The sequence below is a fragment of the Faecalibacterium faecis genome (genome assembly GCF_040096475.1).
GTDB lineage: Bacteria > Bacillota > Clostridia > Oscillospirales > Ruminococcaceae > Faecalibacterium > Faecalibacterium taiwanense.
Genome location: NZ_JBBMEP010000018.1, coordinates 27,308 through 41,862, shown reverse-complemented (window position 1 = coordinate 41,862; position 14,555 = coordinate 27,308). Strand labels below are relative to the sequence as shown.

Annotated in this window: 12 protein-coding genes; 2 read left to right on the top strand and 10 right to left on the bottom strand. The window is 56.4% G+C overall.

Annotated features, from left to right (window positions below; all coding sequences use genetic code 11):
• Positions 1–3: 3 nt before the first annotated feature.
• The 5 genes from WMO17_RS10055 to WMO17_RS10035 all read right to left on the bottom strand — a co-directional run bounded on the left by WMO17_RS10055 (position 4) and on the right by WMO17_RS10035 (position 5,498).
• A complete protein-coding gene (locus WMO17_RS10055) occupies positions 4–171 on the bottom strand; it encodes a hypothetical protein (protein ID WP_179858992.1) in 168 nt (55 codons plus the stop codon).
• Positions 172–899: 728 nt separating this feature from the next.
• Positions 900–2,273, bottom strand: coding sequence for a sodium-dependent transporter (locus WMO17_RS10050; protein ID WP_349138000.1), 1,374 nt, complete (start codon positions 2,271–2,273; stop codon positions 900–902).
• Positions 2,274–2,432: 159 nt separating this feature from the next.
• Positions 2,433–3,725 carry a TRAP transporter large permease gene (locus WMO17_RS10045; protein WP_005946462.1) on the bottom strand — a complete coding sequence of 431 codons (1,293 nt, stop codon included), beginning with the start codon at positions 3,723–3,725 and terminating at the stop codon, positions 2,433–2,435.
• Between the two features lie 24 nt (positions 3,726–3,749).
• Entirely contained in the window at positions 3,750–4,205 is a 456-nt protein-coding gene (locus WMO17_RS10040; protein WP_005946464.1) for a TRAP transporter small permease, read from the bottom strand.
• Between the two features lie 192 nt (positions 4,206–4,397).
• On the bottom strand, positions 4,398–5,498 hold the full coding sequence (locus WMO17_RS10035) for a TRAP transporter substrate-binding protein (RefSeq protein ID WP_154255862.1): 1,101 nt from the start codon (positions 5,496–5,498) through the stop codon (positions 4,398–4,400).
• A gap of 392 nt (positions 5,499–5,890) precedes the next feature.
• Here WMO17_RS10035 and WMO17_RS10030 point away from each other — a divergent pair, with 392 nt between their 5' ends.
• Positions 5,891–6,580: a GntR family transcriptional regulator gene (locus WMO17_RS10030; RefSeq protein WP_044954305.1), complete on the top strand. Its 690-nt coding sequence runs from the start codon at positions 5,891–5,893 to the stop codon at positions 6,578–6,580.
• A gap of 70 nt (positions 6,581–6,650) precedes the next feature.
• On the opposite strand, the gene WMO17_RS10025 is transcribed toward WMO17_RS10030, so the two are convergent.
• The 5 genes from WMO17_RS10025 to WMO17_RS10005 all read right to left on the bottom strand — a co-directional run bounded on the left by WMO17_RS10025 (position 6,651) and on the right by WMO17_RS10005 (position 13,602).
• Entirely contained in the window at positions 6,651–8,144 is a 1,494-nt protein-coding gene (locus tag WMO17_RS10025; RefSeq protein WP_044954306.1) for a DUF1846 domain-containing protein, read from the bottom strand.
• A 363-nt stretch (positions 8,145–8,507) separates the two neighbouring features.
• Positions 8,508–10,433: a PTS fructose transporter subunit IIABC gene (locus WMO17_RS10020; protein ID WP_349137999.1), complete on the bottom strand. Its 1,926-nt coding sequence runs from the start codon at positions 10,431–10,433 to the stop codon at positions 8,508–8,510.
• Between the two features lie 183 nt (positions 10,434–10,616).
• Positions 10,617–11,522 carry a 1-phosphofructokinase gene (gene pfkB, locus WMO17_RS10015; protein WP_005946476.1) on the bottom strand — a complete coding sequence of 302 codons (906 nt, stop codon included), beginning with the start codon at positions 11,520–11,522 and terminating at the stop codon, positions 10,617–10,619.
• Positions 11,519–12,274 carry a DeoR/GlpR family DNA-binding transcription regulator gene (locus WMO17_RS10010; protein ID WP_097773978.1) on the bottom strand — a complete coding sequence of 252 codons (756 nt, stop codon included), beginning with the start codon at positions 12,272–12,274 and terminating at the stop codon, positions 11,519–11,521. Before WMO17_RS10010 ends, pfkB begins: the two co-directional genes overlap by 4 nt.
• 263 nt (positions 12,275–12,537) lie before the next feature.
• Positions 12,538–13,602, bottom strand: a complete 1,065-nt coding sequence (locus WMO17_RS10005) for an ABC transporter substrate-binding protein (RefSeq protein ID WP_349137998.1) — start codon at positions 13,600–13,602, stop codon at positions 12,538–12,540.
• Positions 13,603–13,820: 218 nt separating this feature from the next.
• Between WMO17_RS10005 and WMO17_RS10000 the strand changes: the two genes are divergently transcribed.
• A complete protein-coding gene (locus tag WMO17_RS10000; protein WP_097774005.1) occupies positions 13,821–14,501 on the top strand; it encodes a Crp/Fnr family transcriptional regulator in 681 nt (226 codons plus the stop codon).
• The last annotated feature ends 54 nt before the right edge of the window (positions 14,502–14,555 follow it).

Genomic DNA, 14,555 nt, shown 5'->3' with positions numbered 1-14,555 from the left:
AGATCAGGCGGGTTTCTTTGTATCCAGTGCCTTTACTTCTTCAACAGGAAGCTGAACCGACCGAGCAATTTCTTCATAGGTCATTTTTCCAACTTCTAGCAAAGATTTTGCAATTTCAATCGACTGCTCATGCTTTGTTTCTTCTCGTACTTCTTCAAATGCTCTGCACATCGTTGCCACTCCCTTACTTAAAGTAAGAATACCATAAGCCCCTTCCTTTTACAAGACAATGCGCATTTCCATTCGCACTGTTACATAGACCAGAGTTTTCTCGCAGAAAGCTCTGGTCTTTTTCTATTGAAAACATTTGTCCATCACACCAGCTACGGCTGTATGGTCTGGTTCACGAATGCTAAACAAGCAAATATCCGTAGGGAAACGTACACTTCCCAGCTAATGAAAGGTGGGCATTTTACAATGAACCTTCCACTTTTCATTAGCTCTGCTAATTTTCTGCTAATGAAAAGCCTTTTACTCGTTTTATTTCGGGGTTTGTGTTCTTTACTCAGATTGACAGCGCAACAAAAAATCAATTGATAAAACGTTACTTGTTTTACCTACTTTTGCCTAGGATTTATGGCTTCAGCCCCTACTCCTAAGCCTGAGGCCCCCGGTTCGAATCCGGGCGGGGACGCCATTTTAAGAAAATGCGAAGGTCATTTTTCCATGTGAAAAACGATCTTCGCATTTTTCATTTTGAACCGATCGCCAAAATTAGCCAGCGAATGCCATTAGCAGAATTTTCGGTTTCAGCTAATAAAATCAGGCTTCCAGCTAATTGAGGCCAAAATCGCCGTTTTCTATGCTTTATGCAACTTCACAGCATAAGAAAACCTTTTGGACATACAAAAAAGCGCAGAAGGCTTCCTTTGAGAAACACCTTCTGCGCTTTTCTGTTTTTACATTGCGATCCAGCCCAGAGCATTTGCCACAGAGCTGATCAGGATAATGGCCGCAAAGATGGGGCACAGATACTGGATCATGAAGTTGAAGATCTTTTTACGGCGGAAGGGCTTGCCGCCCAGCGTCACCTCTTCTTCGATCTTCTGCACGCCGATCACGCGGGACACCAGCAGGCAGATAGCAATGGCTGCAATGGGCATCATGACAGAGTTGGTGAGGAAATCGAAGAAATCCAGAAACTGCATTCCGAACACCGTCACGCCCGCCAGCGGGCCATAGCCCAGTGCCGAAAGGCTGCCCAGCGCCACCATGATCAGGCCGATCAGTGCCGTTGCGCGCTCGCGGCTCCAGCCCAGCTCGTCCTCAAAGGTGGAGACAGCGCTCTCGGTCAGGGCAATGGAGCTGGTCACGGCTGCAAACAGCACCAGCAAAAAGAACAGGATGCCCACCACATGGCCAAAGCCCATGCTCTCGAATACCTTGGGGATGGTAATGAACATCAGCGCCGGGCCGGCCTGCAGGGTGTCCGGGTCGCCGCCGGAGAAGGAGAACACCGCCGGAATGATCATCAGGCCCGCCATGATGGCAATGGCCGTGTCGAACAGTTCCACGTTCTCGGTGGATTCCTCAATGGAGACCTCCTTCTTCATATAGGAGCCAAAAGTGACCAGAATGCCCATGGCGATGGACAGCGAATAGAACATCTGGCCCATGGCCGTGACCACCGTCATCCAGGAAAAGTTTGCCACGTTCGGCACCAGAAAATACTTCACGCCTGCCAACGCACCCGGGCGCGTGACCGAGTAGCCCGCAATGACCACCGAAAGCACCACCAGCACCGGCATCATCACCTTGGAAACACGCTCCACGCCGTTGCGCACACCGGCAAAGATGATGGCCAGCGTAAAGGCCGTGAAGATCAGAAAGCACACCTCTGCCGACAGTCCGCTGGAAATGAAATTGGAAAAATAGCCGTCCTGCGAAAGCTCACTGCCATGGCCGCTGATATACTCCGACAGATAGCGGATGACCCAGCCGCCGATGACCGAATAGTACGGCACGATCAGAATGGGAATGACCGCATTGATCCAGCCGCCGAACCGCAGGCCGCCCTTTTTGCCAAAAGCTCCAAAGGCACCCACCGGGCTTTTGTGGGTCATGCGGCCCAGTGCCGTTTCGGCCACGATCATCGTGTAGCCAAAGGTGACGGCCAGCACGATGTACACCAGCAGAAAAATGCCGCCGCCGTATTTCGCGGCGAGGTACGGAAACCGCCAGATGTTGCCCAGACCTACCGAAGCGCCTGCGGCCGACAGCACAAAGCCGATCTTGCCGGAAAAGGCGCTGCGCTTTTGTTTTTGCGTATCCATGATTTAATTCCTCTTTTCCTATATTCCTATACACAAGTGGCCTTAGTGTACCATATCTGTCCGTCAAATACAATGGTCCCGCCTGTTTGCGTGCAAAAAACAAACAGCGCCCCGCAAGGGAGCGCTGCCTGTTTTTTATAAGAGGTATACGCGTTGATCTCAGAAGATGCTGTAGCCCAGCAGCTGCGGCAGGGCGGTAGTAAGCGGGCCCCACAGGCTGATGGAGATCAGAACGATCACGTTGCAGATCACGTAGGGCGCTGCGCCCTTGAAGATCTCGATGATGGGCATACGGTTAATCTTGTTGCAGGCGTTCAGGCACATGCCGACCGGCGGAGTGACCAGACCGATGGCCAGACCGGTAATCATCATGGCACCGAACTGCAGCGGCGAGAAGCCGTACTGCACCATGACCGGCAGCAGGATGGGGGTGAGCAGCAGGATGGCCGGGCTGACATCGATGAAGGTGCCGATCATCAGGATCAGCACATCAAAGATCAGTGCAATGGCCCATGCGGGCATGTTCAGGGACATGAAGAAGGCACCCACCGTCTGCGGCACCTTCTGCATGGTCAGCACCCATGTAAAGATGGTGGTAAAGCCGATGATGAGCATGATGGAGGAAGAAGAGATTAGGGTCTTTTTCAAAGCCTCCCAGACACCCTTCCATGTCAGCTCCTTGTAGACGAAGAAGCCCACCAGCATGGAATACAGCACGGCCACACCGGCACTTTCGGATGCAGTGCACACGCCGAAGGAAACGCAGATGATGATGAACAGCGGCATGATGAGGGCAGGAATGCCAGAAAGCAGGCTCTTGGCGGCGCGCTTGCCGTCAAACTTGATCTTTTCCGGATGCCAGCCCTTCTTGGCGCTGATGATGTACACCAGCACCAGCTGGGTCAGACCAATCAGGATGCCGGGCACGGCACCTGCCACGAACAGCGCACCCACCGATGCACCGGAGATCATGGAGTAAACGATCATGGGGGTGGAGGGCGGGATGATCATGCCCATGGTAGAGGATGCCACCGTGATACCGGCAGAAGCTTCCGGCGGGTAGCCTTCCTTCTCCATGGCGGGGATCAGGATGGAACCCAGAGCCGAGGTATCGGCCACAGAGGAGCCGGAAATGCCACCGAAGATCATGGAAGCCACGATGTTCACTTCGCCCAGACCGCCGCGGATGGGCCGCAGCAGCTCCATGCAGAAGTTGATGATGCGCTGGGTGATGCCGCCGGTGTTCATCAGTTCGCCAGCCAGCATGAACAGCGGCATAGCGATCATCAGCTCACTGTAGGCACCGTTCCACACGCGCTGCGGCAGCATGGTAATAAAGGTAGGTGCATAGATCAGGATGTAGGTCACACAGGAAGCGCCGATGGCGAAGGCCAGCGGGATGCCCAGCGCGGCAAAGAAGATCAGCAGCACCAGAAGGATGAGCATTGCCATAGTTGTGTATTCTCCCCTTTCCGCTTATGCGTCGTCACGGCTCAGCGCCTGATTCTTGGGCGCAAAGTAGGAAATATCGGCCTTGTACAGGGTGATGATCTTGATCACGACGCAGATGGCACAGATGATGCCGCACACCGGCATGATGCCGTACATATACATCATGGGGATCTCCATGCCCTGACTGATCTGCTTACCGGCAACGCCCACATACTTGAAGCCCTGATAGGTGAACACCAGCACCACGGCCAGCACGATGAGGTAATTGACGATAGCCAGCCAGCGCTTGCGGGCAGGCTTGACACCGTCGTAAAGGATGTCGATCATGACGTGCTCGTCCTTGATCACGTTGATGCCCATGCCCCAGAAAGTGGTAAAGGCAAACAGGGTGGTGTTGAACTCTGCCAGCTGCTTCCAGCTCAGGGAGAAGCAGTAGCGCGCAATAACGGTAAAGATCACAAGAGCTGCCAGCAGTGCCATGGCGATCACGCCGATGGTAAAGTATATGTCAAACAGCTTCTTGCCGATTTTTTTCAGCTTTTCGATGGTGCTCAGCCCCTTTCGGTTATTTTACAACTTTTTCCATCGGCCTGTTACAGCAGAGGGCAGCCCGCAGGCTGCCCTCTCGCCTTTACCGTAACATGGCCGTTTTTTGCCTTTGGTCGTTTCTGCTTATGCCTTTGCGACGATATCCTGCATCTCCTTGATCTCGTCGGCGGTGCAGATGCCCTCGGTGACACACTGGTCGTACACGGACTGCACAGCGGTCTGGAAGGCCTTCAGCTCATCGGCAGAGGGCTCGTAGACTTCGCAGCCGGAATCCACGATGGTCTGCTTTGCGGCGCTGGAGTTCTTGTCGATCAGCTCGTCGTTGTACTCGCCCATCTTGGTGGCGCACTCGGTAATGATATCACGGTACTCCTCGGGCAGGCCGTTCCACCATGCTGCGTTCACATAGAAGGGATCCGGATGGAACTGGTAGTTGACCTCGGTGAAGTACTTCTGCACTTCATAGAACTTCATGCCCTCCACGTTGACCCAAGGGTTTTCCTGACCGTCTGCAACGCCGGTCTTCAGGCCCATGTACAGGTCGGAGTACGGGATGGTGGTGGTGGTAGCACCCATTGCCTGGAAGGTCATGTCAATGGTCTTCATGCCGTTGGTGCGCATCTTCAGGCCCTTCAGGTCTGCGGGAGCCTTGATGGGGTGCTTGGAGTTGGAGAACTGGCGGTAGCCGCCTGCATCGCACAGGTTAATGATGACAGTGCCCGTCTCGCCTTCGGCCTCAGCGCACACCTTCTGTGCCAGATCGCTCTGCAGCAGAGCCGTGACCTGTGCACGGGTGTTGGTCAGGAAGGGCAGGGTGAACATCAGCAGACGGGGGCTGAAGTCGAACTGACCGCCGCGCATGCCCTGCACGGTGCCGGCCACGACCTGCTCCAGCATCTCCTTCTCGGTGCCCAGCTGGCCGTTGCCGTAAACCTCGATCTTCACATGGCCGTTGGTGGCCTCTGCCACATCGGCGGCAAACTGCTCCATGGAAACAAAGCGGGGGTTGCCTTCGGGCTGTGCATGACCAACGGTCATGGTGAAGTCGCCCAGAGATGCAAACTTGTCCTCACCGGCTGCTGCGGCACTTGCTGCAGTGCTGGTGGATGCTGCGCCGGAAGCAGCCGGAGTGGATGCACCGGAACCGCCGCAGGCTGCCAGAGCACCTGCAGCTGCCATTGCACCAGACACCTTCAGGAAATTGCGACGAGAGACCTTTTTCATAATCTTCTTCCTCCTTGTTTCAGGGGTGCCTTTTTGCCTTATACGCTAGCAAAGTTTTTGGCGATCCCTGTATACAGCATTTTCATTGCACGCTAATCGTAACAGAAAATTCACATCCGCACAAGAGCCAAACTTCGCCAACTTCGTAAAGTTTCTTTGTGCATAACTAACAATCTTATCCGTTTCTCGTGAAAGATGTTACAATCTGATGACACAATCCCGTTCATTTTCATCTGATATATCAATTTTTGTCAGATATGATAAATTTCGGAGCTTTTCCTATACTTGTATACAGGCTATTGTATACTTCATTCTCATGCGTTGACAATCTCTTTTTGGCAGGCTAAAATAGAAATATCTTATCATCAACTGTGTAAATGGAGTGTGAGCACATGGCTGAACAGCTGCATCCGGAGGACATCTACCAGACGCTGGAATATGAGATCGTTACGCTGAAGATCAAGCCCGGAGAGACCATCAGCGAAAATCAGCTGTGCAAACGGTTCGGCATTTCGCGCACACCGGTGCGCGCTGCCCTGCAGCGGCTGGAACAGAACGGCTTTGTGCAGATCATTCCCTGCAAGGGCACCATCGTCACCCCCATCAATCTGGATATCGTGGATCAGATCGTGTACCAGCGCACAGCCGTTGAAAGCACGGTGCTGCGCGATTTCATTCAGGTTTGTTCCCCCAAGGAGTACATTGAGATCAAGCATAAGTATGACCTGCTGGAAGAGATGGCCCAGACCATGACCGACCCGGACAATGTGGATATCAATGCCTTCCTGACGCTGGATCTGGAAATGCACGCCATCTGGTTTTGCAGCATGAACAAGTGGTATATCTGGCAGAACCTGACAAAGCCGCAGCCGGATTATTCCCGCTTTACCCGTCTGGATGTGGTGCGGGCCAACAATGTGCCGGATGTGCTGAGCGAGCACCGGGAAATTTTGCGGGTGATCCGGGAAAAAGACCTGGATGCCATTGAACCGCTGATCCGGCGGCACCTGTACGGCGGCCTGCGCCGCATGGGCACCCAGCTGTACGCAGAAAAGTACAGACCTTATTTTACCGGCATCTGAACCAATGAAAAACAGGCGCATCCGCCAGCCTTTCGGCCTTTGGATGCGCCTGTTTTGTTTTTTGTATAATTTACTGCTTGTGGTACTTGCGGTCCTCTTCCTCGTAAACAGGGTCACAGGTCAGGTACATTCCCAGCCGGTTCAGGGTGCTGGTATCCACACCCGAAAGCAGCACGGTGGAGTGCACATCGCAGCCCTTGAGGTTGGGCAGCTGATGCATGGCCGCTGCAGCCTGCTCGTTGGAAGCAGCCGAGCTGGAAAGCGCGATCAGGATCTCGTCGGTGTGCAGGCGGGGATTCTTGCCGCCCAGATAGTTGGTCTTGAGGGTCTGGATGGGCTCAATGGAAGCCGCACTCACAAGGTCGGTCTCCTGCGGGATACCGGCCAGCACCTTGAGAGCATTCATCAGAGCAGATGCTGCTGCACCCAGCAGCGGACCGGTCTTGCCGGTAACAACGGTGCCGTCCGGCAGCTCAATGGCGGCAGCAGGGGCCCCGCCGGTGCTCTCGCTGCGGGCATGAGCCTGCTTTTCCACTTCGCGCTGGCCCACGGTCAGGTCGGCCTGATTCATCAGCAGTTCCAGCTTGTAGCGCTCGGTCTCCTTGACCGTGCCGGTGATCTTCTGCTCACACAGGCACTTGAAGTAGCGGCGCAGGATCTCCTTGCGGGAGGCTTCGCGGCAGACCGCATCGTCCACGATGCAGTTGCCTGCCATGTTCACGCCCATGTCCGTGGGGGACTTATACGGGCTTTTGCCAGCGATCAGCTCAAACATGGCGTTCACCACCGGGAAGATCTCAATATCGCGGTTGTAGTTGACGGTGGTCACGCCGTAGGCTTCCAGATGGAACGGGTCGATCATGTTCACATCGTTCAGGTCGGCTGTAGCGGCCTCGTAGGCCAGATTCACCGGGTGCTTGAGGGGAATGTTCCAGATGGGGAAGGTCTCGAACTTGGCGTAACCGGCCTTCACGCCGCGCTTGTACTCATGGTACAGCTGGGAAAGGCAGGTGGCCATTTTGCCGCTTCCGGGGCCGGGGGCCGTGATGACCACCAGCGGGCGCTGGGTCTCGATGTAATCGTTCTTGCCGTAGCCCTCGTCGCTGACGATGCGGGCCACATCGTTGGGGTAGCCGGGAATTTTGTAGTGGCGGAAGGTGCGGATGCCCAGACTGTTCAGCCGCTTTTCAAAGGCCTCCACCTCCGGTGCAGCGGCGTACTTGGTCACGCACACGCTGCCCACATACAGGCCTACTTCCTGGAAGGCATCGATCAGGCGCAGCACATCCAGATCGTAGGTGATGCCGTAGTCGCCGCGGATCTTGTTGCTGATGATGTCCTCGGCGCTGATAACGATGACCACCTCGGCCTGATCCTTCAGCTGCAGCAGCATCTGCAGCTTGGAATCGGGCTGGAAGCCCGGCAGTACGCGGGACGCGTGGTAATCATCGAACAGCTTGCCGCCGAATTCCAGATAGAGCTTGTTGTCAAATTTCTTGATGCGCTCGCGGATATGTTCTGACTGCATCGAGAGATATTTGTCGTTGTCAAATCCAATTTTCATCGTTCGTTTCCTTTTCCTCTTTGCTGTGCCCGGCACACCGCACCGGAACTTTTCCATAACAGAAACAGTATACCACACTCAAAAACCGGGTGCAATCCAAAAGGGCGGCTGCAAAGCTTTTTCCAGCAAATGCGGTGTTTCGCGCCGTTCTTTGCTGCATTTTTTGTGAAAATGGTTCTTGCCGCGTTTTTGACAGCGGGTGTATCATGTTATATCTGATTGGATTGGAAGTCGTGGGCGGTTACTTTTTCTTTTTATCCTTCTGATCCTTCGCGCGATCCTGCGTAATACAGCAAGCCCCCGGGTCTCCCCGGGGGCTTGCTGCAGCTTTATGAAGTATCTCGAATATGGAAGGAATGGCGTTTATTCTGCGTCGGTACGGTTTTTCTTGAGCAGGCTCAGGATCACAGCACCCAGAACGCTGCCCACAGCCAGCGCCACACAGTACAGAGCGGTATGGTCCACGACTGGGAACACGAAGATGCCGCCGTGCGGTGCACGCAGAGCGCAGCCGAAGGTCATGGAGAGCGCACCGGCCACCGCTGCACCGGCCACGCAGCTGGGCAGGACGCGCAGCGGATCTGCTGCTGCATAAGGGATCGCACCCTCGGTGACGAAGCACAGGCCCATGACGTAGTTCACGATGCCGTTGCGGCGCTCGTCGGCAGTCCACTTCTTGGGGCAGAAGGTGGTGGACAGGGCGATGGCGATGGGAGGAACCATGCCGCCCACCATGACAGCGGCCATCACCTCATAGTTGCCGGAGGCAAGGGCTGCCGTGCCAAAGACGTAAGCTGCTTTGTTGAACGGGCCGCCCATATCAATGCTCATCATACCGGCCACGATGGCACCCAGCAGCACCTTGGAGGTGCCGCCCATGGCGTTCAGGCAATCGGTCATGGCAGTGTTGATCATGCCCATGACCGGGTTGATGCCGCACATCACCGCGCCGAGGATGAGCATACCGCCCAGCGGGTAGATGAGCATGGGACGGATGCCATTCAGGCTGGCAGGCAGCTTTTCGGTAATCTTTTTCAGCAGCTCAACGATGTAGCCTGCAGCAAAACCGGCCAGCAGTGCAGCAAGGAAGCCGCCGGAAACACCGGTGGTCTCACCCGCTGCAATACCTGCAAAGTTGGTGCCGTTCATGGCCAGCACACCGCCCACAAAACCGACCGCCAGACCCGGACGGTCTGCAATGGACATGGCGATGAAGGCAGACAGGATGGGCAGCATGTAACCGAAGGCTGCGCTGCCCACCGTCTTAAAGAAGGCAGCGACCGGGGTGTTCATGCCAAAGTTGGAGGGATCGATGGTGTAATCGTCCAGCAGGAACGCCAGTGCGATCATGATGCCGCCGCCCACCACGAAGGGCAGCATGTGGGAGACACCGTTCATCAGGTTCTTGTACAGAGCGCGGCCAAAGTTATCCTTGCCGGAAGCATCCTCGGCGGCCTGTGCGCCGCCCTCGGCGTGGTAAACAGGCACCTCGCCGTGCACGATCTTCTTGATGAGCTCCTCCGGCTTGTGGATGCCATCGTCCACCCGGGTGAACAGCACCGGCTTGCCGTCGAAGCGGGCGGTCTCCACCTTCTTTTCTGCTGCCACGATGATGCCGTCGCAGTTTGCGATCTCTTCTCTGGTGAGGATGTTCTTTGCTCCATCCGAGCCATTGGTCTCCACCTTGGTGGGCAGACCCAGCTTGTCACCGGCCTTGGTCAGGGCTTCCGCTGCCATATAGGTGTGGGCGATGCCGTTGACGCAGGCGGTCACGGCCAGAATGCGGTAGCCGCTCTGGGGGATCTCCTGCTGGGTGAAGCTCTCCGCGCCGAACTGAACCTCCTCCTGTGCATCGATGCAGTCAAGGAACTCTGCAGGGGTCTTTGCGGCCTTCAGCTTTTCTACAAAGTCCTCGTTCATCAGCATCTGCATCATACGGGCCAGCATGTCCACATGCAGGCTGCCGTTTTCCGGAGCCGCAATGGCAAACAGCAGGTCGGTGGTACCGTCGTCCTCGGCGTTGTACTGCACAGGGCTGCTCAGCCGCAGCGCCGCCAGACTGGGCCGGGTGACTACATTGGTCTTGGCGTGGGGCACCGTGATGCCGTTGTCCACATAGGTGGAGCCCTCTGCCTCACGGGCATAAAGGGCCTTTTTGTAGGCTTCCTTGTCCGTGATGTTGCCATGGGTGGCCTGCAGCTCCACCAGACGGCTGATGATCTGCTCCTGATCGGTCAGAGCCTCATCCAGTGCGATGGACTGCGCGGTGAATAATTCCGTAATACGCATGATTTTTCTCCCTTCGTTCTTATCTCTTAGCGTCCTCGCCCTCTCAGGCCGCTTCGCGTCCAGCTCTCCCAAAGGGAGAGCCTCTGGCGAAACCGGAAACTTTGCATGGACTGCCAAAGCCTCTCCCTTTGGGAGAGGTGGCATTGCACCAGCAATGACGGAGAGGGCGAGCCATCTATCCTTTCAAATTTCCTTCATCAGTTCGTCGATTTTTTCTTTGGTGGCAAGGCCAAGGCTGAACGCCGTTGCGCTGCCGCAGGCTGTGCCCAGACGCAGTGCAAAGGAATAGCTCCGGGTCTGCATCCAGCCAGCCACAAAGCCGGCCACCATGCTGTCGCCTGCGCCCACGCTGTTTACGACCTTGCCCTTGGGGCAGCCGATGCGGTGCACCTCGCCATTTTCGTCCACCAGCAGGGCACCGTCGCCCGCCATGCTTACCAGCACGTTGCGAGCACCCTTTTGCTGTAGGGTGCGGGCCGCAGCAATGATCTCTTCGTCCGTAGTCAGCACCCTGCCCACGATCTCGCCCAGCTCATGATTGTTGGGCTTGATGAGGAAGGGGTGGTACTGCAGCACGTTCACCAGCAGGTCGCGGGTGGCATCCACCACAGCACGCACGCCCCTGCCCTGCAGCCGGGCCAGCAGCCGCTCGTAGGTATCCTGCGAAAGGCTTGCCGGGATGCTGCCCGCCAGAATGAGGATATCGTCCTCGTTCAGGCTGTCCAGCTTCTTTTCCAGCTCCTGCATGGCGCTCTCCGGAATGTCGGGGCCCGCGCCGTTCAGCTCGGTCTCCTGCCCTGCCTTGATCTTGACATTGATGCGGGTCATGCCCTGTTCCAGATGCACAAAATCGGTCTTTAAACCCTGTGCAGCAAGACCGCGTTCCAGCCATGCGCCGGTCTCACCGGCCACAAAGCCCAGCGCCACGCTCTCGCAGCCCAGCTGTGCCAGCACACCGGACACATTGATGCCCTTGCCGCCCAGCACGCAGTCCTCGCCTTTGGCGCGGTTCACCTCGCCTACTTCCAGCGGTGCATCCAAACGCACCACATAGTCAATGGCCGGGTTGAATGTTACGGTATAAATCATACTTCCGTCTCCTTTACCAGCGTGAATTGTTTGTATTTGGGGTTGGGGCAGCGGTTGGTGAGAATGGCACCGCCCTGCAGGTCGGCAATGACTGCCGGGTAGATGCGGGAAAACTTGGCATCATCCACAAGGAACCAGGCTTCCCGTGCACGGTGCACTGCCGCTGCTTTCACGGCAGCTTCCTCGGGGTCCGGCGTGGTAAAACCGGCATCCAGCGCCACACCGTTGGCACCCATGAACGCCTTGGTAAAATTGTAGCGCTGCAGGCTGGTGACTGTGGGTGCACCTACAATGGCTTCGGTCTCGGGCCGCAGCAGTCCTCCGGGCAGATACACCCGGCAGCCCTTTCGGGCCAGTGCCCGGGCATGGGCCACGCCGTTGGTCACATAGCTGGCTTTGAGGGCATCCCCCGCCAGTGCACGCACCAGCTCCAGCGTGGTGGAGCCTGCATCGATGAACACAAAATCATCGGCGTTGATGAGCTTTGCCGCCGCCTGTGCGATGCTGCGCTTCTGCTCCACAGCCTGCGACTCCTTGGCCTCCATGGTGGGTTCATCCGCCAGAAAACGGCTGTCCGGCAGGGTGGCACCGCCGTGCACCTTGTTCAGCTTGCCCAGCCGGTCCAGTTCGGTCAGGTCGCGCCGGATGGTGGATTCGCTGGTGTTCAGCGCCTCGCACAGTTCCTGCACTGTCACGGTACGCTTGCGGTTCAGCTGTTCCATGATCAGGCTGAAGCGTTCTTCTGCCAGCATCGGCATCCTCTCCTTTGGTTTGATCTTATCTTTGACGGTTTATGACCGTTTGTGCGTTGTTTTGGTTGATTGCATCTTTATTATAGCAAATACAGCGCCAAAATCAATCATTTCCAGTCAATTTCATTCATTTTCATTCACAAAAAATTGTCTTTAAATTTGTGCAGGGAGCACAAAAGCTGGGATACAAGCATTTTGTGCAAACAAAAAAGCCGCCGTGCGTACCAATCGCACAGCGGCCGGAGAGATGGCTTATTGAGGAATCACTCGGCAGTCCAGTAGAAATCGTCGCCGGGCATTGCGCCGCCCACTGCCTTGGGGTCGGCATCAAACAGCACCTGCAGATAAGCGGATGCGTTGGTCTTGAGCTCGTCGCCGGTCAGGCAGACGATGTTGCAGTTGGGCAGGGCCTTCTTGGCAATGGCAGCCTTGGCCACAACACCCTGCTCCTCGCACAGAGCGGCAGTGCCGTCCAGATCGGTGTTGGCAGCTTCCACGCTCTTGGCGTAGTCGGTAAGGAATGCGGCCACAACATCCGGGTGTTCCTCGGCATACTCCTTGCGCACCACGGTCACGCCGGTGATGAGCTGGGTATCCGCAACCTTGTTCCATTCCTCGGTCAGGTCGAGGGCCACACGCAGGGTGTCGTCCTGCAGGCCGGCTGCAGTCACATAGGGCTGGGGCAGAACTGCAATGGCATCCTCGGTATTGGCCATCTGGGCCGTAACCTCGGTGGCCTCGCTGTAGTATTCAATGGTCACGTCCTTGTCCGGGTCGATGCCGTTGGCGTTCAGAAGATAGCGCAGCACGTACTCCGGCGTGGTGCCCTTGCCGGTGGACAGGATGGTACGGCCTGCAAGGTCTGCCATGGACTGGATCGTATCGCCGCCTTTTTCCACTACGTACAGCACGCCCAGCGTGTTGACGGCCACAGCCTGAATGCCGCCCTCCGTCTTCTGATACAGGGTGGCGGCCAGATTTGCCGGGATGGCAGCCATGTCCAGCTCGCCCTTCATCAGCAGCGGCACGATCTCATCGGCAGCGCCGTAAAGCTGCAGGTCGTAATCCATGGAAGCGGTGTCATCCTCTTCCATGCTCAGCAGGTTGACAAGGCCCATGGTGGTGGGGCCTTTCAGGCCGGCAATGCGCAGAGCATCGGTGGTAGACAGTTCCTTTGCTTCCTCACTGGAAGCGGCTTCCGAAGCAGCCTCGGGGACAGCTTCGCTGGAAGCTGCACTGGATGCAACAGAGCTGGATGCCGCACCGCCGCAGGCGGCAAGGCTCAGCACAAGGGCCAGAGCCAGCAGTATGGATGTCAGTTTTTTCATGCGGGGTTCCCTCTTTCCTCACAAGACCGCGCCATTTTGTGCCTGAAAATTTTGCACAGAACCATGGGTCGGTCTTTTCATATTTTTTACAAGGCAAATTTGCAAAATCATTTGCTTTGCGGGTCTAAGTTTACTATAATAGAGTCAAAAATACCGTTGCGTGTGCAACGGAATTGCAGGAGGGCTGTGGGAAGCCGGATCTTTCCCACGGAATTGTGATGAAAAACTTTCTTCCGCTGTTATGCTCCACCTCTTTATTCAATGGTCTGACCCCTGAAGAGCTGCAGACCCTGCTGGCTCAGCTGGGTGCCGTTATGCGCAGCTATGGCAAAGGCGAAGCGCTTGTTCTGGCAGGCGAACCCAACCGCAGGGTAGGCATCGTACTGTCCGGTGAGCTGGAAGCCTACCGTCCCGGGCCGCAGGGTGCGCGCATTCCCATCACCCACATGGAACCGGGCGGCGTGTTCGGCGATGTGCTGAGCGGTTCCAGTCTGGCAAGCCCGGTCACGGTGATGGCTTCGGTGCCCTGCGAGGTGCTGCTGATTCCCTACGAGCGGCTGCTGCTTTCGGATGGCAGTCCGGCGCACCAGCAGACATTGCGCAATCTGGTGCGCACCATCAGCGATAAATATTTTTCCCTCTCCCGCCGCATCGACCTGCTGGTGCTCAAAAGCCTGCGGGCCAAAGTGTGCGCCTATCTGCTCAGTGAAGCCGAGCGGGCTGGCAGCCTGACCTTCAGCATCCCGTTCTCCCGCATCCAGCTGGCAGATTACCTGAACTGCGACCGCAGCGCCCTCAGCCGCGAGCTGAGTCAGATGCAGCGGGACGGCCTGCTGGACACCTACAAGAGCAGCTTCAAGCTGCTGGAGCCTGAGGTTCTGAAGCAAATGGTGCAGTGACCATTTGAATAGCCGCCGCGTGCGCTTTGGCTGTATTCAGCTGAAATTTTATTT

What these genes read in the sequence shown, in the direction of transcription:
- WMO17_RS10055 (WP_179858992.1), bottom strand. Translation starts at nt 171, where the DNA reads ATGTGCAGAGCATTTGAAGAAGTACGAGAAGAAACAAAGCATGAGCAG.
- WMO17_RS10030 (WP_044954305.1), top strand. Translation starts at nt 5,891, where the DNA reads ATGGCTGAACAGCTGCATCCGGAGGACATCTACCAGACGCTGGAATAT.
- WMO17_RS10000 (WP_097774005.1), top strand. Translation starts at nt 13,821, where the DNA reads ATGAAAAACTTTCTTCCGCTGTTATGCTCCACCTCTTTATTCAATGGT.
- WMO17_RS10020 (WP_349137999.1), bottom strand. Translation starts at nt 10,433, where the DNA reads ATGCGTATTACGGAATTATTCACCGCGCAGTCCATCGCACTGGATGAG.
- WMO17_RS10045 (WP_005946462.1), bottom strand. Translation starts at nt 3,725, where the DNA reads ATGGCAATGCTCATCCTTCTGGTGCTGCTGATCTTCTTTGCCGCGCTG.
- WMO17_RS10050 (WP_349138000.1), bottom strand. Translation starts at nt 2,273, where the DNA reads ATGGATACGCAAAAACAAAAGCGCAGCGCCTTTTCCGGCAAGATCGGC.
- WMO17_RS10005 (WP_349137998.1), bottom strand. Translation starts at nt 13,602, where the DNA reads ATGAAAAAACTGACATCCATACTGCTGGCTCTGGCCCTTGTGCTGAGC.
- pfkB (WP_005946476.1), bottom strand. Translation starts at nt 11,522, where the DNA reads ATGATTTATACCGTAACATTCAACCCGGCCATTGACTATGTGGTGCGT.
- WMO17_RS10040 (WP_005946464.1), bottom strand. Translation starts at nt 4,205, where the DNA reads ATGGCACTGCTGGCAGCTCTTGTGATCTTTACCGTTATTGCGCGCTAC.
- WMO17_RS10025 (WP_044954306.1), bottom strand. Translation starts at nt 8,144, where the DNA reads ATGAAAATTGGATTTGACAACGACAAATATCTCTCGATGCAGTCAGAA.
- WMO17_RS10035 (WP_154255862.1), bottom strand. Translation starts at nt 5,498, where the DNA reads ATGAAAAAGGTCTCTCGTCGCAATTTCCTGAAGGTGTCTGGTGCAATG.
- WMO17_RS10010 (WP_097773978.1), bottom strand. Translation starts at nt 12,274, where the DNA reads ATGCTGGCAGAAGAACGCTTCAGCCTGATCATGGAACAGCTGAACCGC.